Genomic DNA, 18867 nt, shown 5'->3' on the forward strand with positions numbered 1-18867 from the left:
AAACCCCGATGACGAACCGTTGTTCGGATGATGCACACAGCTGCGCACGTTACAACTGATAGCCGACGAGAGGACCACACAATGGCAGACCGCAGCTTGCGCGGCATCCGACTCGGCGCCTCGAGCCTACAGAGCGAAGAGGGCGTCGTCTTCCACGACCGGGTCAACCACACGTACGTGTGTTCGCGCTGTGAGCACGAGACCGTCATGACGTTCGCCGCCGACGCAGAAGCGCCGGAGACCTGGGAGTGCCGCGCATGCGGCGCCGAGGCTCTCTTGCGCGTGGGCGACGGGCTCGTCGAGGTCGATCACTCGGGCGACAAGGCCGCCCGCACTCACTGGGACATGCTGCTCGAACGCCGCACGATCCCCGAGCTCGAAGAGCTGCTCGAGGAGCGTCTCGCGATGCTCCGTGAGCGCCGCGGCTCTCGTTTGAGCGCCTGAGCCTCCAGCTCCGCGCGACATGCCGTCGGTCCCTCGGGGCCGACGGCATTCTCATTCTCGCGGAGCGGAGCCCGACCGGCGGCGCGTGATGGCGACGGTCGCACCGCACGCCACGAGAGCCAGGAGGCTCCCCCAGCCGAGGATGAGCTGCACCGCTCCCCCGACCACGACGGCCGGCGTGAGGCCGGTGCGCAGCGGCACCTCGGTGAGCATCGCGCCTGCTTCGGCCGCCGGCAGTCCGTCGAGCTCGCTCCCGTCGGGCGCGATCACCTGACTCGTTCCGACGGTGGAGATGTTCACGACCGCGCGCCCGGTCTCGATTGCCCGCATCCGCGCGAACGCGAGCTGCTGCAGGTTCTCGTCGGTGTCGCGGAAGTCGGCATTGTTGGTCTGGAAGACGTAGAGCTGCGCGCCATCGCGCGCGCCCGTCCAGATGACGTCGTCGTACAGCACGTCGAAACAGATGGCGAGCCCGACACCCACACCCGACACGTCCATGAACGGTGCATTGGTCCCCGGCGTGTACTCGCGCTGGATGAGCCCGATCAGATCGGGCACGATCAGTTCGAAGAACCACCGATCGGGCACGTACTCCCCCATCGGGACGGGCCGCGACTTGTCGTGGATGGCGACGGGGTTCTCGGCGCCGGCCTCCCAGAGCATGGACGTGTTGTAGACGTCGTCGCCGCGCTGCGTCGCCGCGTTGACGAGCAACGGCGCGTCGACCCGCTCCGACAGACGGTCGAGGGTGTCGGCGACCGAGGCATTGGAGAGGGGGTCGGCGTCGATTCCGCCTTCCGGCCAGACCAACAGGTCCATCGGCTGGTCGATGATGGGCTGGGTCGCGGCGAGTTGCGAGCGCAGGACGTCGTAAGGCTCGCGCGAGTCGAAGTAGCCGGTCGGACCGTCGCCCTGCACGGAGCCGACCCGATAGGTCCCGGCATCCGCCGTCGGGAAGGCAGGCACAGCGACGAGCGCGACCGTGACGATGGCCGCGGGCAGAGCCGTGCGGACGTCGCGCAGGCGACCGAGGCGCAGCCACTCCACGACTGCCGCCGTCACGAAGACCATGAGGAAGGTAAGGCCTGCGACACCCGTCCAAGAGGCGATGTGCGCGAGCGGGCTCTCGGACTGGCTCATCCCGATCCGGCCCCAGGGGAACCCGGTGTAGGGCCAGGAGCCCATGAAGAGCTCGCGGGCGGTCCACAGCCCCGCGACGAGGGCCGGAAGTGCCACAGGCCGTCCTGCCCCGCCGGGAAGCAGCCGCGGTAGCCAGCGGTAGGCGAGAGCGATGGGGATCGATCCGACGGCGAAGAAGACGGTCTCGATGCCGGCGAGGCCGAACCACGGCAGCGGCCCGAGATACCGGGTGATCCACGAGATATGGATGAAGTAGAACGACGCCCCGAACACAGCGCCGACGGCGAGAGCCCCCCAGACCGAACGCCCGATGAGACCCACGAGCGCGAATGCGACGCCGACGAACGCCAGCGGCCACCACCCGATGTCGGGGAACGCGGCATCCAGCACGGCGCCGCCGACGACGGCGCCGATGAGTGCCAGCCACAGCGGTATCAGGGGCCGCTCGGCGGCCGGAGACGAGTCGGGCACGTGATCGAGCCTAAACGCCGGAATATGCCACGATGCCGCGGCGGACCGCTTCCAACGCCGCTCGCGCCGTCCGCGCCACCTCGGCCTCCGCGACGAGCGAGAGCTGATCGAGGAGATCGATGGCCTGCTTCGTCCAGCGCACGAAGTCGCCTGCCGCCATGTCGGCCTCCACCAGCACGCGATCGAGCATGACGCCCCGCGCCCAGGAGTGCATGGCCTTCGCCAGCCCGGTCGCCACCGGCTCCGTGCCGGGCAGACGGTGATCCTTCTCAAGGTCGTCGAGCACCGCCCACAGCTCCTGCGTTTCGGCCAGCGCCGTGCGGAAAGCTCCGCGCGGCAGGCCGTATTCACCTGGCCCGTCGCCTTCGCGACGCGGTTCGTAGACGAGGCTGCATGCCAGCGCCGCGAGACCTGCGGGGTCGAGGTTGCGCCAGATCCCTCGGCGGAGCGACTCGGCCACGAGGAGGTCGCGTTCACCGTAGATCCGTCGCATCGTCGCACCGGCCGCCGTCAGCGTCGTCGTGCCGTCGGCGTCGACAGCGACGTAATCGAGTGCGGTGAGGACATCGACCACCCGATCGAACACGCGCGCGACGGTGCCGGTGCGGGTGTCGATCTGCTGCCGCAGTTTCTGGACGTCGCGCCGCAACCGCCAATAGCGCTCGGCCCACCGAGCGTGGTGCTCACGGTCCGGGCAGTCGTGGCAGGGATGGCGCTGCATTCGCTTCCGGAGCCCGGCCAGTTCATCCTGCCGGCGTTGCCGGATCCGCGCCGGGGCTGTGCGGTCGTTGCGGTTGAGCTTCTCGAGGTCGCTCAGCTCGCGCCGGATGCCGGAGTACTCGGCGAAGTCGCCGCGGTCGCACGTCATCGAACGGGCGTACCCGTCGAGGGTCTGTTCCTTCTCTTTGACCTGGCGTGCGAGGCCCACGACGGAGCGGTCGGCCTGGAACTGGGCGAAGGACGACTCGAGGATCTCGCGGGCCTCGTCGCGTCCGAACCGGTCGATGAGGTTCACGGCCATGTTGTAGGTCGGCCGGAAGCTCGAGTTCAGCGGGTAAGTGCGCCGAGACGCCAGTGAGGCGACCGCCTGCGGATCGAGCCCCTCGCTCCACTGGATGACCGCATGGCCCTCGACGTCGATGCCCCGGCGCCCCGCGCGTCCGGTCAGCTGGGTGTACTCGCCCGAGGTGATCGCCACCCGAGCCTCGCCGTTGAACTTCTCGAGCTTCTCCAGCACGACCGTGCGGGCGGGCATGTTGATCCCCAACGCGAGCGTCTCGGTCGCGAACACCGCCTTCACGAGCTTTCGTTGGAACAGCTCCTCGACGACCTCCTTGAACGCGGGCAGCAGTCCCGCGTGGTGAGCGGCAACCCCGCGCTCGAGGTTGTCGCGCCACTCCCAGAAGCCGAGTACCGCGAGGTCTTCTTGCGCCAGCGCCCGCGTGCGTCGATCGACGATCGCGCGAATCTCGTCGCGGTCTTCGGGGGTCGTGAGGCGCAGACCCGCGCGGCGAACCTGCTGGACGGCCCCGTCGCAACCCGCTCGGCTGAAGATGAAGAAGATGGCGGGAAGCAGGTTGGCCCGGCCGAGCAGCTCGACCACCGCGGGACGGTCGATGCGCTCGAGGCGCTGCACGGCTGCTGGGCGCGCGGGCGCTGTGCCGCCGCGGTGCTTGCGATGCGCCTCGCGGCCCCCTCCCCCGCGGTATCCGTGTGCGCGGCGGTTGTTCTCATAACGCTGGCTCTGGGGCGACCTCAGACGTGTGAGCTCTTGGTTGACCTGAGCCGTCGCGACACCGGAGCGGTCGTCGAACAGCGGCAGGAGATCCCCGCGCACCAGGACGTGCTGCTCGAGAGGGACCGGGCGGATCTCGGAGACCACCACCGCGGTGTCACCCCGGACCGTGTCGAGCCAGTCGCCGAATTCCTCGGCGTTCGAGACCGTCGCCGAGAGCGCCACCATCCGCACGGACGGGTGGAGGTGGATGATGACCTCCTCCCACACCGCGCCTCGGAAGCGATCGGCGAGGTAATGCACCTCGTCCATGACCACGTACCGCAGTCCACGCAGAGCCGGCGAGTCGGCGTACAGCATGTTGCGGAGCACTTCCGTGGTCATGACCACGATGCGAGCGCTGCCGTTGATGTTGGTGTCGCCGGTCAGGAGGCCGACCTCGTCCTCGCCGTAGACGTCGACGAGCTCGCGGAACTTCTGATTCGACAGCGCCTTCATGGGCGTCGTATAGAACGCCTTGGTGTCGGGTTCGAGCATCGCGAGGTGCATGGCGAACTCGCCCACGATCGTCTTGCCGGCGCCCGTCGGAGCAGCGACGAGGACGCTCCTGCCTTCCTCGAGTGCATGGCACCCGGCGACCTGGAACGGGTCGAGGTCGAATCGTTGCATGCCGGCGAACGCCGCCGTGAGCGGATGCGCCCGGGCGGACTGCGCCGCGAGGAATCGCTCGGCGGGACTCGCGTCGCTCACGAGAGTGGATCGGTCGTCGGGGCCGGACCGGGAACGGTGAGCTCAGGAGCACGACGCGAGCGCCGAAGATCGAGCAGGAGCGACAACGCGGCGGCCGCGAAGTAGAGCACCGTCAGGATCGACGCCAGCATGAGCATGCTGACGATGTCCGCGGCAGGCGTCGCGAGCCCCGAGAAGACGACGGCGATCAGGATCGCGACGCGCCATCCCTTGAGGATCGCCTTGCCGCTCATAATCCCGGCGAAATTCAGCGCCACGAGGAAGACGGGGATGATGAATGCGACTCCGACCACCAGCAGCAGCTTGAAGACGAAGTCGTAGTAGTACTTGCCCTCGTAGAAGTTCGCGGACGATTCCGGCGAGAACGTCGCCATGATCTCGACGATGTGCGGCATCACGAGCCAGCCGGTGTAGACGCCCGCGAAGAACAGCGGTACTGCGGCCGACACGAAGCCGACTGTGTAACGGACCTCTTTGCGCGTCAGGCCGGGCATCAGGAAGGCCCAGATCTGCCACAGCCAGACCGGGGCGGAGAGGATGATGCCGACCGAGAAGGAGATGCGCAGCCGCATGTCGAACGGGCCGGTGATCGTCGAGTACATCAGCTTGACGGCCTCGGTGTCGCCACGCTGCTCCGCAACCATCCGGATCGGCTCGGTCATCGCCCAGATGATCCAGTCGGTGAGGAAGAAGGACACCACCATCGACGCCACAAGGGCTATCGCCGAGATGATCAGACGTCGTCGCAGCTCGATCAGATGCTGTCCGAGAGACATGCGCTTGTCGCGCCGGGGCGCGCCCTCCGCCCCTGAGCGCGTGCGCTCAGCCGTCACCACGCGGGGCTACGGTGTGGGAGCCGCGGGACCGCTCTTCGGGTCCGCGGGCTTCTCGACGGGTGCGACGTCAGCCGTCGTCGAGGTGGCGGTGCCGGCGGTGGCATCGTCTTCCTTCATGGCCTTCATCTCGCCCTTGAAGATACGGGCGGACTGTCCCATGCTCTTGGCCAGCGCCGGAAGCTTCGCGGCACCGAAAAGCAGCAGAATGACGATGAGTAGGATCCACAGGTGCGGACCTGCGAACAGATTGCTCATTGAGTCTCCTCATCGATGGTTTCGCACAGTCTAACCCCCGCACTGATGCGAAAGCCCGCTTCAGCGGTACTGATCGAGAGCCGCCTGAGCCCAGTCGTGAGCTGCCCGCCGGGCCTCCGGCGGCGCGACGATCTCGACGTCGCCACCGCTCCGGGCGACGAGTCGTTTCAGCGAGCGGGGGTCGGCGACGCGGATGAACGCCCTCCGGAATCCGCCTTCCTCGTGCACCTGCGCGTTGGCGAGGAACTCGCCGACGGCCGAGGCTGCGTGCGCCGGGTAACGGATCTCGGCGACGACCTCGTCGTCTCCCGGCTCGAAGAGTTCGGGCACCGGCTCCGAAGAGTGCAGCGCCGCGATCGAGGTGACTGCGGGCTCGGTGACGCGGTCGAGGTGGAAGGTGCGCATGGCGCGGCGCATGTGGCACCAGCCCTGCAGATACCACTGCCCCGCCGAGATGGTCACCTTCACCGGATCCACCGTGCGCGTCATCGGATGCGCATCCGGGGCGGTGTAGGTGAACGTCACGGCGACACCCTCGCGGAGTGCGCGCGCCACCGTCTCACGGACGTCGTCGACGGGAGCGGGCGCGACGATGACATCCGCGGGCGTCTGCCCTGCACCGCGCGAGAGCTTCGAGAGGAGCCCCTGCACGACACCGCTGTCGCCGACCCCCGGAACGGCGGCGGCGAGCTGCAGCCCGGCGAGCAGGGCTGCGGCCTCGCGAGCGGTGAGGCGGGGAGACCGCTCCAAGCCGACCGCGTTGGTGATGACGATGCGGTCCTCGCGGTCGAGCAGGTCCCAGTCGATGTCGAACAGATCGTTCGCCATCTGCCAGAAACCGCCCTCGCCGGGGAGCCCGATGACGGTCAGCTTCTCGACCATCGCACGCATCTGCCGCGGTTCGACGTCGAAGTCGCGGGCAGCCTGCGCCACCGTCACCTCGCCTTGCGCGATCAGATAAGGGACGAGCTGGAGGATCAGCGCGGCACGGTCGGTCGCCACGACCGGCTGGCCGCTCACGCCGACTCCGCCGATCGGTCGCGGGCGGCGCGCAGACGCCGCATGACGGCATCCTGCAGCGCGCGCGGCTCGAGAACCATCACCTCAGGTCCGTACGAAGCGAGCTCGTCCGCGAACACCTCGAGGTCGACGAAAGGGATCTCGACCTGTCGCCCATTCGTGGCTTCGGCACGGGCCCGGCGACGCAGACGCAGTTCCGCCTCGGTTCCCGGCACCGCCGTGACGGTCGCGTTCTGACGGAGCGCGACGTCGCGAAGGCCTGATAGCGCCCGTTCGCCGGCGCCGACGCGAAGGCTCTCGTCGAATCCCTGCCGCGTCACGACGACGTCGCTGAGAACGCGGGAGAGCAGGAACGTGCGCTCGGCCTCCACGCCGGTGTCCCACCCGAACAGGTGCCAACGGGCCTCGAACTCCACCAGCGCGAATGGGCGCACCCGGCGCCGCCGGGGGCGATCGGAGCCGGGACGGAGGTAGTCGAACTCGACCTCCCGGGCCTGCTCGATAGCCCGCTGAAGGGGCAGGAACGACGCGTCGTGCAGGTCGAGCCTCGGGGCGAACCCGATGATGGGCTCGTCCACGTCGATGCCGAGCGAGCGGATCTTGCGCAAACCCGAACGCGCCCCGGCAGACAGGGTGTGCTCGCCCCACACTCCCCCGGCCAGCGTCAGCACGGCCAGTTCTGCCGGGGTGAAGGTGATGTCGGCGGGCAGCTCGTACTCCGTCGGTGGGATGCGGTAGCGCGCCTCACGGAGGTCGTCGGGGTCGGCGTAGTCGCCGATCGTCTCGATCGGCACACCGAGGCCGCGGAGGTTCTCCTTGTCGCGTTCGAACATCTTCTCGAGCGCCTCGCGTCGTGAACCGGATTCGACCTGCTCGCGGTATCCCGACACGGAACCCAGGATCGTGTCCTTCGTCACGCCTTGTTCGGTCGCCATGAGGGCGACGACCAGGTTGACCAGGCGCTCCTCGGGAGGGACGCGTGCTGGGGTGACGGACATGCCTTCGATTCTAGGCGTGCGCGCCCGCGGCAGATTCAGGACGCGGGGTCGAGGCCGAGGATGTCGACGACGAAGACGAGGGTGGAGTTCGCGGGGATCGCGCCCTGCGCGGTCTCGCCGTATCCCTGGTCCGGTGGAATGACCACGAGGACCTGCGAGCCGACGGTCTGGCCACGCAACGCTTCCGCGAATCCGGGGATCGTCTGGTCGAGCTCCATGGGCTGAGCCCCGCGATCCCACGTGCTGTCGAAGACCTTCTTGTCGGCCCACGTCACGCCGGTGTAGTGCACACGGACCGGTACATCACCGGTGACCTCTTCGCCATCACCCTTCTTCAGCACCTCGACCGCGAGATCGGTGGGCGGGTCGTTGTCGGGGATGAGGACCCCGGGGCGTCCGTCGGGGGCGACGACGACCGAGGGCATTCCTGCGCGGTCGTTGAACTGCTCCGCACCGTCGGCCGCGGCGAGGTAGACCTTCTGGAGGTCGAGCACGACGACGGTCGTCGCATCCTCGGCCATGCCGAAGCGGGCGCGCGTGTCTGCCGTCACCTCGTCGGGCCCGAGAGCCATCACGACACGAGACCCCTCGGTCGCGCAGTGCAGCGCGTCGACGAGCCCGGGGAACGTCGCCTCCCAGCTGTCGAGCGGGTAGACCTCCGACAGCTGGCCGGTGTACCCGGATGCCGCGATCGGGGCGCCGGACGAGCCGTCGATGACCGTGAGGTCGAAGACGACGTCCTGGGCATCGCTCGTGATGGCGCGGCCCTCGCCGGTGATGGTGTCACGTGCCGACAGGCCGTCGACGTGCACGGGAGCCGACAGCTCGACCGTGGGCTTGGTACCGACCGGCGTGTCGGTGATCTCGACCAGATCGAGGGCCGACGACGCGGACACGTCGCGCGTGCACGACGCCGAGCCCGAGGACGGCGTGGCACAGGCCGTGAGGGACAGCACGGTCAGAGAGAGGGCGCCGGCGGCGGCGATGATCCTACGCACCGCAGCAGTCTACGCGGACTCGCCGTCGTGCCCGTCCGACGCGGAGGCGGCGCCGCGGGCCGCGCGTTGGGCCTCACGGACGCGCTTGCGCAGGTTCTTGTCGGTGATCTCGCGGTCGCCCACGGCCCCGGGCGTCCACATCTCGACGTCGGCATCGGCATAGGACGGCTTCTTCAACGCGCGCTTGCGCACATCCGGCGGGATCGCTCCCGGCGCCAGCCGGCGGGCGGTGAGGAGGAAGCCCGTGTGCGCCACCATCCGGTGGTCGGGACGCACGGCCAGTCCCTCGACGTGCCAGCCGCGGATCATCGTCTCGGAGGCGTCGGGGTCGGTGAACAGCCCGGTGCCGCGCACGTACTCGGCCACGCGGCTGAGCTGGGTGGCGGTGGCGACGTAGCAGAGCACCACGCCGCCGGGGGCGAGCGCGTCGGCGACGGCGTCGATGCATTCCCAGGGGGCGAGCATGTCGAGGACCACGCGATCGACGGTCCCCGGCGCGACGGCGTCGGGAAGACTCTCGACCAGATCGCCGACGACGACGGACCAGTTCGCGGGGGCGCTGCCCATGAACGTCGTGACGTTCGCCTCGGCGACCTCGGCGAACTCGGCGCGACGCTCGAAGGACACGAGCCGGCCCGTCTCGCCGATGGCTCGCAGCAGCCAGAGCGACAGCGCGCCCGAGCCGACGCCCGCTTCGACGACGGTCGCCCCCGGGAAGATGTCGGCGGCGGCCAGAATCTGCGCGGCATCCTTCGGATAGACGATCGCAGCCCCGCGCGGCATCGACATCACGAAGTCGCGCAGCAGCGGCCGCAGCGCGAGGTACTCGTGGCCCCCGCTGTTGGTCGCCACCGACCCGTCGGGCTGACCGACGAGCACCTCATGGCGCAGGACCCCGTGGTGGGTATGCAGCTCGCCTCCCTCGCGAAGCGTGATCGTGTGCATCCGTCCCTTGGGGCCGGTCAGCTGCACGCGGTCACCGTAGCGGAAGGGGCCGCGGGGCTGCAGGTCGTCGATCATGCGGAGGCTCCGAGTCGGTGGAGGGAGAAGAGATCGGCCAGGTCGGCCACCGAGCGTCCCGCGAGGGAGTCCCAGAGTGCATGAGCGCCGAGCCCGTGCAGCGGCACCATCAACGGCACCCCGAGTGCGACCGCGCCGGAGGCGACCGCCGAGCGCAGGCCGTTCGGAGAGTCCTCGATGGCGACGGTGTCGGCCACGTCGACGCCGAGCGCCTCGCATGCTTGGAGGTAGGGGTCCGGATAGGGCTTGGGGCGGGTCGCTTCGTCGCCGGCGACGACGGTGTCGAACGCGTCGAAGGGAATCGACGACACGACCGTGTCGGCCATGCTGCGCATGGACATCGTCACGAGCGCCGTCTTGATCCCCGCTTCGCGCAGACCGGAGAGCAGTTCGCGCGCGCCCGGGCGGAACGGCGTGCCGCCGAGGCGGAGCTGCCCCGAGACGGTTTCGGTCAGGTGGTCGATGATCTCGTGCGTCTGCATCCGAACGCCGGCGTTCTGCAGGATGCGGGCGGAATCCTCGAGTCCGAGTCCGACGAGACCGAGTGCCTGCTCGTGCGTCCACACGCCGCCGAAGCTCTCGACCAGCGGTCCCTCCGCGGCCATCCAGTACGGTTCGGTGTCGACGAGCGTGCCGTCCATGTCCCAGAGGACCGCGGCGGGGGAACGAGAAGTCATCCGCACCATGTTACCGATGCGGGGCTGAGAGGCCGCGTGGCCCGACCCGCACGCACCGGCCTCGGCGTATCGTGGAGCAGACCCGCTCGCGCAGAGCGAGCCGGCACGGAACGGAGGACGGGTTGAACAGTCTGGGACGCCGCGTCCTCGTGGTCGCGTTCGACGGATGGAACGACGCCGGCGAGGCGGCCACGGCCGCCGCCACGCAGCTGCGAGAATCCCGTCCCTACGACGCGGTCTACTCGGTCGATCCCGAGCTCTACTTCGACTACATGTACACGCGGCCGCACATCCAGGCCGACGCCGACGGCCGCAGATCCCTCACGTGGCCCGATGCGACGATCTGGCGCCCCCGCGCGACCGCGCGCGGCACCCGGCTGTGGATCCTCAGCGGCGCCGAGCCGGCGCGTGCCTGGAAGTCGTTCGCCGCCGAGCTGGTGGACGCCGCACTGCGAGAAGACATTACCGGTGTGGTGGCGCTCGGATCGATGATGAGCGACGTTCCGCACACTCGCCCCATCACCGTCTTCAGCGGAAGCGACAACGACGAGCTACGGACGGCGCTGGGCCTCGAACGCTCGACGTATGAGGGCCCGGTCGGCATCCTGTCGGTCATCGCCGCAGCCGCGGAGGAGGCCGGAATACCCACGGCCGCGCTGTGGGCGAGCGTGCCGCACTACGTCGCGGGCCACTCGCCGTCGCCGAAAGCCACTCTGGCGCTCCTCGACAAGCTCGAGGGCATCACGGGGGCCAAGATCGCGCGCGGCTCGCTGCCGGGCGATGCACTCGCCTGGGAGGCGACGATCGACGCCGCTGCCGCGGACGATGAAGAGATGACGGAGTACATCCGGCAACTCGAGCAGACGCGCGATACCTGGGACTCCCCCGAGGCGTCGGGCGACGCGATCGCGCAGGAGTTCGAGAAGTACCTCCGGCACCGCGGCGACGGCGGTGACGGCCGCGGCCTCGGTCGCGGCCCGCATCGCTGAGAGGCGAGCCGCGACCGGCGCTCGGCCGGTTCAGTATGCCTGGAGCACACCCAGCGAGAGCAGGACGATCAGCACAGCGCCCAGGCCGACGCGGTAGAGCACGAACGGCAGGAAGCTGCCGCGCTTGAGGTACTGCATGAGGAAGGCGATCACCGCGAGACCCACGCCGAAGGCGACGACGGTGGCGACGGCGGTGTCGACGAGCGAGAACACCGAGGCGCCGGGCTCGCGAATCGCCTGCAGCAGCTCATAGAGACCACTGCCGAAGACGGCCGGCACAGCCAGAAGGAAAGCGACCTCAGCTGCGGCCGGGCGTGTGTACCCGAGCGCGAGCCCCATGGTGGTGGTGGCTCCCGAGCGCGACACTCCGGGAATGAGGGCGAGTGCCTGCGCAAAACCGAGCGCGAGACCGTGCCCGTAGGTCAGGTCGTTCTCGGTGCGGACACGACGCCCGAGGGCGTCGGCGGCGCCGAGGATGAGGCCGAAGACGATGAGGACGATGGCCACGAGCCAGAGGTTGCGGAAAGTGTCGCGGATGACGTCCTGGAAGAGGAAGCCGAGCACGCCGATCGGGAGCGTGCCGATGATGACGATCCACCCGAGTCGCACATCCGCGTCGTTGCGCGGGACCGAGCCGGTGAACGATCGGAACCACCGACCGATGATGCGGGTGATCTTCTTCCAGAAGTAGACCAGCACGGCCAGCTCGGTGCCGATCTGGGTGATCGCGGTGAAGGTGGCGCCGGGGTCCTGGGCCGATGGCAGGAACTCCCCCACGATGCGCAGGTGAGCGCTCGAGGAGATCGGCAGGAACTCGGTCAGACCCTGGACGATACCGAGGATGATGGCCTCGAGGAGCTGCATGAGCGGCCTTTCAATACGTGCGGATGAGATCGGTGAGCACGCGCTGTCCGAAGACGAGTGCGTCGATCGGGACGCGTTCGTCGACTCCGTGGAACATACCCGTGAAGTCCATATCGGCCGGGAGGCGCAGCGGCGCGAACCCGAATCCCGCGATCCCCAGCTCCGAGAGGGCCTTGTTGTCGGTGCCGCCGCCCATGAGGTAGGGCAGCACCGGAACGCCGGGGTCGTGGCGTCCGAGTGCGCCGACCATGGCATCGACGAGCGATCCCTCGAAGGGAACCTCGAGCCCGATGTCACGGTGCACGATCTCGATGCGGATGTCGTCGCCGACGATCCGCTGGATCTGCGCCAGCACGGCGTCCTCCTGCCCGGGGAGCGTACGCACGTCGATCGCGGCCGACGCGGCATCGGGGATGACGTTGTGCTTGTAGCCCGCGGTCAGGCCCGTCGGATTCGTCGTGGTGCGGAATGTCGACGCGAGGAAGGCGGAGGTCGGACCCGTCGCAGCTGCGACGGCATCGGGATCCGAGGAATCGCGCCCGCTGATGCCGGCGAGGTCGGAGACGAGGCGTCGCGTGGTGTCGGTGAGCTCGATCGGCCAGGCGGCGCGGCCGAGGGCCGCGACGGCCTCGGCGAGCCGGGTGATCGCGTTCTCCGGGTGCAGGCGACTGCCGTGGCCCGCCCGCCCGGTCGCGTGAAGTCGTAGCCAGACGAGGGCCTTCTCGCCGACCTGCAGGAGATAGGCCCGGTGCCCGTCGACGCCGATCGAGTACCCGCCCACCTCACTGATGGCCTCGGTCGCGCCGGCGAACCACTCCGGGCGGTCGCGCACGACCAGCTGGGAGCCTTCGACCCCGCCGTTCTCCTCGTCGGCGAAGAACGTCACGACGAGGTCGCGCTCGGGCTGCTCGCCCGCCCGCAGCAGCTCGGCCACGGACGTGAGGATCATGGCGTCCATGTCCTTCATGTCGACGGCGCCTCGGCCCCACAGCATCCCGTCGCGAACGACTCCCCCGAACGGGTCGACGCTCCAGTCGTCGGCGACCGCCGGCACGACATCGAGGTGGCCGTGCAGGACGAGAGCCGGCTTGGAAGGGTCGCGTCCCGGGATGCGCACCGAGACGTTCGTCCGCCGCGGAATCGGCTCGTAGTACTCGGGTCGGAGACCGAGCGCCTCGAGGTAGGCCCCCACGTACTCCGCCGCCTCGCGTTCGCCGCGTGAGCGGCCCTCACCGTAGTTGGTGGTGTCGAATCGGATCAGGTCTCGCGCGACGCGGGCGACCTCGGGCAGATCGTCGTACTCGGACATGCTCTCCACGGTAGTCGCGAACGCTTCCTGGAAATGACGAAGGGCTCCGTTTCCGGAGCCCTTCTCTCACTGTGCGCGAGGGGGGACTTGAACCCCCACGCCCTATACGGGCACTAGCACCTCAAGCTAGCGCGTCTACCTATTCCGCCACCCGCGCAGTGTTTTTCAGTTGTTCCCAACCGAGGAACAACACTAACACGTCCGTCCCGGGGTGAAGAATCGTCGGCACGCCGGGCGTGGCGCACCCCTCGGAGTCACGACCTCACGCGCGAACGCAGCACCGCGATGCGGGCCTGGAGCTGGGCCACCGTCGCGTGCGAGACGGCCGGGCCGCCGCATACGCGCCGCAGCTCCGCATGGATCTGTCCGTGCGGCTCACCGCTCTGCCGTGCGTACAGGCCCACGAGGCTGTTGAGCAGTTGGCGCTGCTCCTTCAGGGAACGGTGCAGCGGCTCCGGCAGGGTGGACTCGGCAGTGGGGGCTTCGTCGCCGGGGGTGCCGGCGGTCGCCTTCTCGCGGGCCTCCCGGCTGTGCCGATGCTTCGTCTGGCGGGACTGCCGTTGCATCAGAAGCTCGTGGACGTGTTCGGGCTCGAGAAGACCGGGGATACCGAGGAACTCCTCCTCCTCGGGGGTCCCGGGCACCGCGAGCTGCCCGAACTCCGCCCCGTCGAACAGGACGCGGTCGAAATGGGCGACCGAGCCGAGCGCTTGATAGCTGAACTCCTGGGTCAGCTCCTCGGATGCCTTGTCTTCGCTCTCGGCCTCGGCGAGCAACGTGTCTTCGAGACCGTCATCGTCACCTGCTTCACGATCCAGCGCGTGGTCGCGCTGACGCTCCATCTCCGCAGCGAGGTTGAGGAGCACGGGCACGTTCGGGAGGAAGACGCTCGCGGTCTCGCCGCGACGACGCGCCCGCACGAAGCGGCCGATCGCCTGGGCGAAGAAGAGCGGTGTCGACGACGACGTGGCGTACACCCCGACGGCGAGCCGGGGCACGTCGACGCCCTCCGAAACCATGCGCACCGCGACCATCCACCGGGAGGTCGACTGCGCGAAGACCTCGATGTTGCCCGACGCGGCCTTGTCGTCGGAGAGGACGACGGTCGGGGCCTCGCCGGTGATCTGCTGCAGGATGTCGGCATAGGCGCGCGCCGCGGTCTGGTCGGTGGCGATGACGAGCCCGCCAGCATCCGGTACGTCCTGGCGCACCTCCGTCAGGCGACGATCAGCTGACCGCAGCACGGCCGGGATCCAGTCGCCCTCGGGGTTCAGCGCGGTGCGCCACGCCTGCGACGTGATGTCCTTCGTGTTGTCCTGGCCGAGGTGGGCCTCGAACTCGTCGCCCGTCTTGGTCCGCCACTTCATGTGACCGGCGTAGACGAGGAACAGCACGGGCCTCACGACGCCGTCGGCGAGGGCTCGACCGTACCCGTAGTTGAAGTCCGTCTTGGAGAGACGAATGCCCTTCTCGTTCGGGTGGTACTCCACGAACGGGATGGGAGCGGTGTCGCTCCGGAACGGTGTTCCCGAGAGCAGCAGGCGTCGCGTCGCCCTCCCGTAGGCCTCACGCAGCGCATCGCCCCAGCTCAGCGCGTCGCCGCCGTGGTGCACCTCGTCGAGGATCACCAGAGTCCGGGCGTCCATCGTCAGCCGTTGGTGGACGGATGCCTTGACGGCGACCTGCGCGTAGGTCACCGCGACGCCGTGGTACTGCCGCGACGGCATCCCGTGACGGTTGCTGAAACGCGGATCGAGGCGGATGCCGACGCGGCCGGCGGCATCCGCCCACTGCGTCTTGAGGTGCTCGGTGGGGGCGACCACGACGATGCGGTCGACGACGTCGCGGCGGAGCAGCTCCGACGCCAGGCGGAGCGCGAACGTCGTCTTACCGGCGCCGGGGGTCGCCGCGGCGAGGAAGTCGCGCGGTCCGCGCCCGACACCCTCCGGTCCGTCGGCGCCGAAGTACTGGTCCAGCGCCTCCGCCTGCCAGGCGCGCAGACGCTGAGCCGTACCCCACGGCGCACGCTGCGGGAACGAGGGTGACAGGTGCTCGGCGGCGAAGCTTCCGAAGTGCTCCTGGGGGTCCTCTGTCACGATGGACCACCTTAAACGACCCCACCCACACGATCGCCCGGCACGAGATACCGTGGCAGGTACGGAGCTTCAGGAGGGGTCATGAGGAAGAACGAGCCGTCCGAGGACGCGCGCCGCACGCCTTACGTGCCGAACGAGACCGCCCACCCATGGCGCCGCATGGTCGCGATCGGCGATTCGTTCACCGAGGGCATCGGAGATCCCGAGCCGGGGAGCCCGGGCGGGCACCGGGGCTGGGCCGACCGCGTGGCGGAGGTGCTCAGCTCGCAGGTCTCCGACTTCGCCTATGCGAACCTCGCGGTGCGCGGCAAACTGATCGGTCAGATCGTGGCCGACCAGATCGAGCCCGCCCTCGCGCTCAAGCCCGACCTGATCACGTTCTCGGCAGGCGGCAACGACGTCATCCGGCCCGGCTCCGATCCCGACGCGGTCGCGCAGCAGTTCGAGGATGCCGTCGTGCGCCTGTCGTCGACCGGCGCGACACTCGTGCTCTTCACCGGCATCGACACCGAGTTCACACCGGTCTTCCGCGGGATCCGCGGCCGCGTGGCGATCTACAACGAGAACATCAGGGCGATCGCCGATCGCTACGACGCCATCGTCGCCGACCAGTGGGCTCTGAAGGAGGTGCAGGACATGCGCTTCTTCGACGACGACCGGCTGCACTACAACTCCCTCGGGCACCACGAGGTCGCACGCATGGTGCTGCGGGCGCTCAATGTGCCGAACGATCTCCAGCCCATGCAGCCCGACACGACGCCGGTCCTCACGTGGCGGGCGGCTCGCGCCAACGACCTCGTCTGGGCTCGGGAGTACCTCATGCCCTGGGTGCTGCGACGACTCCGGCATCAGTCGTCGGGCGACCACATCACGGCCAAGCGGCCCGAGCCGTTGCCCGTGCTCCGGCGCGCCGACGACCCCGAGTGATCAGCGCAACGCCCAGAGCGACACCGCGGCGGCCGCCGCGACGTTGAGGGAGTCCACTCCCCCGGCCATCGGAATCGTGACGACGGTGTCGGCGACAGCGAGGGCACGTCTGCTCAGCCCGTCGCCCTCGGTTCCCATCAGGAGCGCGACCCGATCGGGCCGCGCCGCGGCGAACTCGTCGAGCGGCACGGCACCCTCGGCGAGAGCGAGGGCGGCGAGGTGCAGGCCGGCGTCGCGGAGCATCGGTGCCGCTTCGGACCATGCCGGAAGGCGCGTCCACGGCACCTGGAAGACCGTGCCCATGCTGACGCGAACGCTGCGACGGTAGAGCGGGTCGGCGCAGCGCTCGCTCACGAGCACGGCGTCGGCGCCGAGCCCGGCGGCGGCACGGAAGGCGGCGCCCACGTTCGTGTGATCGACGATGTCTTCGAGGACGAGCACGAGCCGGGCGTCGGCGACGACCTCGCTCACGGGAGCGGGACGCGGCCGGTGCATCGCGGCGAGGGCACCGCGGTGCACGGCGTAACCGGTCACCTGCTCGGCGACCTCGTCGGAGACGACGAAGACCGGCGCGTCGCCTGCGAGGTCGACCACATCGGGAAGCCATTTCTCCTGCACGAGGAACGAACGTGCGTGGTGTCCCGCGGCATGGGCCCGGGCGATCACTTTCGCGGATTCGGCGATATACAGCCCGCCCGCGGGCTCGAGGACTCGCCGCAATGCGACGTCGGTCAGGTCGCGGTAGTCCGCGAGGCGGGGATCGGTGGCGTCGTCGATGCGGATCACGGGCACTCGTCCAGCCTCGCACGTCACCCGGGGGTCGCGCGGACGCTCGTAGAGTAGGACCGTGACGATTCCCGATCTCGACACGCCCGCGGGCGACGAGATCCAGAGCGCCCTCGACGTGCTCGCCGGCCGTCGAATCGCGGTGCTCACGGGCGCCGGCGTGTCGACCGACTCGGGCATCCCCGACTACCGGGGCGCGGGCGCGCCAGTGCGGACGCCGATGACGGCCCAGCAGTTCCTCGCGAGCGCGGACGCGCGTCGGCGTTACTGGGTGGGCAGCCATCTCGGCTGGCAGGCCTTCGCCGCCGCCCGTCCCAACGACGGTCACGCGGCGCTGGCCGACCTCGAGCGTGCCGGAATCGTGACGGGCGTGGTCACGCAGAATGTCGACGGACTGCATCTGCGGGCCGGGAGCAGCCGGGTCGTCGAACTCCACGGCACGATGCGGCGGGTGTTCTGTCTGCACTGCGGGCAGGTGTTCGACCGCCGCGACCTCGCAGAACGCGTCGAGCGCGAAAACCCCTGGATCACGGTGCCCGAGAACGTCGAGCTCGGCCCCGACGGCGATGCCCTGCCCGCGACGAGCGACGGCTTCATCGTGCCCACCTGCACGGTCTGCGACGGCATGCTCAAACCCGATGTGGTCTTCTTCGGCGAGTTCGTGCCCCGCGAGAAGTTCGCGGAGGCCGAACAGCTGGTGCGCACGAGCGAGGCGCTCATCGTGGCGGGATCCTCGCTCGTCGTGAACTCCGGGGTTCGCCTCGTCGAACGCGCGCGCCGGCGCAAGCTTCCCGTGGTGATCGTCAATCGTGGCGTGACGCGGTCGGACGCGAAGGCCACGGTGAAGATCGACGGCGGCACGAGTCACGTCCTCCGCGTCTTCGCCGATGCGCTCGCGTCAGAGCACTGAGGTCGAGGTCTCGCGGCGCCCCGCGTAGGGTCGAGTGGTGACCATCCTGACCCTCGTGCGCCACGGCGAGACCGACTGGAACCGCGAACGCCGGATCCAGGGCTCCACAGACATCCCGCTCAACGACCTCGGCCGCGAGCAGGCTCGCGCAGTCGCGGCGGCCCTCCGCACGTCGATCGAGGGTGACGTCGTCGTCGCCTCGAGCGACCTCTCCCGCGCAGCGGAGACCGCGCGCATCATCGCGGACGGCCTCGGCGCCGCCGCACCCCGCACCTACCCCGAGTTGCGAGAACGCAGCTACGGCGATGCCGAGGGAGTCGGCGTCGAGGAGTTCCACGCCCGCTGGGGCGAGTGGGCTGTCGCCGACGTGCCCAACGCCGAGCCATGGCCGGTGGTCCGCGAACGCGCTCTGCGCGGGCTCGAACGTGCGGTCCGTGATGCGCGCGCCACCACGGCGCCGACATCCGTGCCGCTGATCGTCGTGGCGCACGGTGCGCTCATCCGCGAGGTCATCCGTCACGCGACCGGCGAGGAGTTCCCCTTGCAGGGGGTGCGGCTGGCCAACGGCTCGGCCCACACCTTCGTCATGGAACGCGAGCGTCTGCGCCTCATCGACTCCCCCGCGCTCGCGACGACCTGATC

18 protein-coding genes and 1 tRNA gene are annotated in these 18867 nt (G+C 69.3%); 5 read left to right on the forward strand and 14 right to left on the reverse strand.

Annotated features, from left to right (window positions below; genetic code table 11):
• Positions 1-81: 81 nt before the first annotated feature.
• Positions 82-444, forward strand: a complete 363-nt coding sequence (locus ACU6RU_RS05495) for an RNA polymerase-binding protein RbpA (RefSeq protein WP_120262577.1) — start codon at positions 82-84, stop codon at positions 442-444.
• A 51-nt stretch (positions 445-495) separates the two neighbouring features.
• Here ACU6RU_RS05495 and lnt read toward each other — a convergent pair whose 3' ends face one another.
• The 9 genes from lnt to ACU6RU_RS05540 all read right to left on the reverse strand — a co-directional run bounded on the left by lnt (position 496) and on the right by ACU6RU_RS05540 (position 10344).
• Positions 496-2055: an apolipoprotein N-acyltransferase gene (lnt, locus tag ACU6RU_RS05500; protein WP_289329577.1), complete on the reverse strand. Its 1560-nt coding sequence runs from the start codon at positions 2053-2055 to the stop codon at positions 496-498.
• 10 nt (positions 2056-2065) lie between these two features.
• Positions 2066-4540, reverse strand: a complete 2475-nt coding sequence (locus tag ACU6RU_RS05505; RefSeq protein ID WP_446726091.1) for a DEAD/DEAH box helicase — start codon at positions 4538-4540, stop codon at positions 2066-2068.
• Positions 4537-5316: a twin-arginine translocase subunit TatC gene (gene tatC, locus ACU6RU_RS05510; RefSeq protein WP_120264292.1), complete on the reverse strand. Its 780-nt coding sequence runs from the start codon at positions 5314-5316 to the stop codon at positions 4537-4539. Before tatC ends, ACU6RU_RS05505 begins: the two co-directional genes overlap by 4 nt.
• Positions 5317-5382: 66 nt before the next feature.
• The gene (locus ACU6RU_RS05515; RefSeq protein ID WP_120262579.1) at positions 5383-5631 is read right to left on the reverse strand and encodes a twin-arginine translocase TatA/TatE family subunit; all 249 of its coding nucleotides are present in this window, start codon (positions 5629-5631) and stop codon (positions 5383-5385) included.
• 60 nt (positions 5632-5691) lie between these two features.
• Positions 5692-6651, reverse strand: a complete 960-nt coding sequence (locus ACU6RU_RS05520) for a helix-turn-helix transcriptional regulator (RefSeq protein WP_446726092.1) — start codon at positions 6649-6651, stop codon at positions 5692-5694.
• Positions 6648-7649 carry a helix-turn-helix transcriptional regulator gene (locus tag ACU6RU_RS05525; protein ID WP_120262581.1) on the reverse strand — a complete coding sequence of 334 codons (1002 nt, stop codon included), beginning with the start codon at positions 7647-7649 and terminating at the stop codon, positions 6648-6650. Before ACU6RU_RS05525 ends, ACU6RU_RS05520 begins: the two co-directional genes overlap by 4 nt.
• 35 nt (positions 7650-7684) lie before the next feature.
• Positions 7685-8647, reverse strand: a complete 963-nt coding sequence (locus ACU6RU_RS05530; protein ID WP_289329574.1) for an FKBP-type peptidyl-prolyl cis-trans isomerase — start codon at positions 8645-8647, stop codon at positions 7685-7687.
• 9 nt (positions 8648-8656) lie between these two features.
• Positions 8657-9667 (reverse strand): tRNA (adenine-N1)-methyltransferase, encoded by a 1011-nt coding sequence (locus ACU6RU_RS05535; RefSeq protein WP_120262583.1) that lies wholly within the window; start codon positions 9665-9667, stop codon positions 8657-8659.
• Positions 9664-10344 (reverse strand): HAD family hydrolase, encoded by a 681-nt coding sequence (locus ACU6RU_RS05540; protein WP_289329572.1) that lies wholly within the window; start codon positions 10342-10344, stop codon positions 9664-9666. Before ACU6RU_RS05540 ends, ACU6RU_RS05535 begins: the two co-directional genes overlap by 4 nt.
• A gap of 122 nt (positions 10345-10466) precedes the next feature.
• Between ACU6RU_RS05540 and ACU6RU_RS05545 the strand changes: the two genes are divergently transcribed.
• Entirely contained in the window at positions 10467-11333 is an 867-nt protein-coding gene (locus ACU6RU_RS05545; protein ID WP_120262584.1) for a PAC2 family protein, read from the forward strand.
• Between the two features lie 30 nt (positions 11334-11363).
• Here the strand turns inward: ACU6RU_RS05545 and ACU6RU_RS05550 are convergent, their stop codons facing one another.
• The 4 genes from ACU6RU_RS05550 to ACU6RU_RS05565 form a co-directional block, all read right to left on the reverse strand.
• A complete protein-coding gene (locus ACU6RU_RS05550) occupies positions 11364-12197 on the reverse strand; it encodes an undecaprenyl-diphosphate phosphatase (RefSeq protein ID WP_120262585.1) in 834 nt (277 codons plus the stop codon).
• A gap of 10 nt (positions 12198-12207) precedes the next feature.
• On the reverse strand, positions 12208-13506 hold the full coding sequence (locus ACU6RU_RS05555; protein WP_120264294.1) for a M20/M25/M40 family metallo-hydrolase: 1299 nt from the start codon (positions 13504-13506) through the stop codon (positions 12208-12210).
• A 72-nt stretch (positions 13507-13578) separates the two neighbouring features.
• Positions 13579-13663: transfer RNA gene (locus ACU6RU_RS05560), tRNA-Leu, on the reverse strand.
• A gap of 97 nt (positions 13664-13760) precedes the next feature.
• Complete coding sequence (locus tag ACU6RU_RS05565; protein ID WP_120262586.1) at positions 13761-15605, reverse strand: DEAD/DEAH box helicase; 1845 nt, start codon at positions 15603-15605, stop codon at positions 13761-13763.
• 78 nt (positions 15606-15683) lie between these two features.
• Here ACU6RU_RS05565 and ACU6RU_RS05570 point away from each other — a divergent pair, with 78 nt between their 5' ends.
• A complete protein-coding gene (locus ACU6RU_RS05570) occupies positions 15684-16529 on the forward strand; it encodes an SGNH/GDSL hydrolase family protein (RefSeq protein WP_120262587.1) in 846 nt (281 codons plus the stop codon).
• Here ACU6RU_RS05570 and ACU6RU_RS05575 read toward each other — a convergent pair whose 3' ends face one another.
• The gene (locus ACU6RU_RS05575; protein WP_289329571.1) at positions 16530-17321 is read right to left on the reverse strand and encodes a TrmH family RNA methyltransferase; all 792 of its coding nucleotides are present in this window, start codon (positions 17319-17321) and stop codon (positions 16530-16532) included.
• A gap of 55 nt (positions 17322-17376) precedes the next feature.
• Between ACU6RU_RS05575 and ACU6RU_RS05580 the strand changes: the two genes are divergently transcribed.
• Positions 17377-18225: a Sir2 family NAD-dependent protein deacetylase gene (locus tag ACU6RU_RS05580; RefSeq protein WP_446726093.1), complete on the forward strand. Its 849-nt coding sequence runs from the start codon at positions 17377-17379 to the stop codon at positions 18223-18225.
• Positions 18226-18262: 37 nt separating this feature from the next.
• A complete protein-coding gene (locus ACU6RU_RS05585; RefSeq protein ID WP_120264295.1) occupies positions 18263-18865 on the forward strand; it encodes a histidine phosphatase family protein in 603 nt (200 codons plus the stop codon).
• Positions 18866-18867: the final 2 nt, after the last annotated feature.

Source organism: Microbacterium sp. F1-18 (assembly GCF_052921305.1).

Excerpts from the sequence above, each read along its gene's own strand:
- tatC (WP_120264292.1), bottom strand. The coding sequence starts at position 5,316 with ATGTCTCTCGGACAGCATCTGATCGAGCTGCGACGACGTCTGATCATC.
- ACU6RU_RS05525 (WP_120262581.1), bottom strand. The coding sequence starts at position 7,649 with ATGTCCGTCACCCCAGCACGCGTCCCTCCCGAGGAGCGCCTGGTCAAC.
- ACU6RU_RS05555 (WP_120264294.1), bottom strand. The coding sequence starts at position 13,506 with ATGTCCGAGTACGACGATCTGCCCGAGGTCGCCCGCGTCGCGCGAGAC.
- ACU6RU_RS05550 (WP_120262585.1), bottom strand. The coding sequence starts at position 12,197 with ATGCAGCTCCTCGAGGCCATCATCCTCGGTATCGTCCAGGGTCTGACC.
- ACU6RU_RS05570 (WP_120262587.1), top strand. The coding sequence starts at position 15,684 with ATGAGGAAGAACGAGCCGTCCGAGGACGCGCGCCGCACGCCTTACGTG.
- ACU6RU_RS05535 (WP_120262583.1), bottom strand. The coding sequence starts at position 9,667 with ATGATCGACGACCTGCAGCCCCGCGGCCCCTTCCGCTACGGTGACCGC.
- ACU6RU_RS05540 (WP_289329572.1), bottom strand. The coding sequence starts at position 10,344 with ATGACTTCTCGTTCCCCCGCCGCGGTCCTCTGGGACATGGACGGCACG.
- ACU6RU_RS05515 (WP_120262579.1), bottom strand. The coding sequence starts at position 5,631 with ATGAGCAATCTGTTCGCAGGTCCGCACCTGTGGATCCTACTCATCGTC.
- ACU6RU_RS05495 (WP_120262577.1), top strand. The coding sequence starts at position 82 with ATGGCAGACCGCAGCTTGCGCGGCATCCGACTCGGCGCCTCGAGCCTA.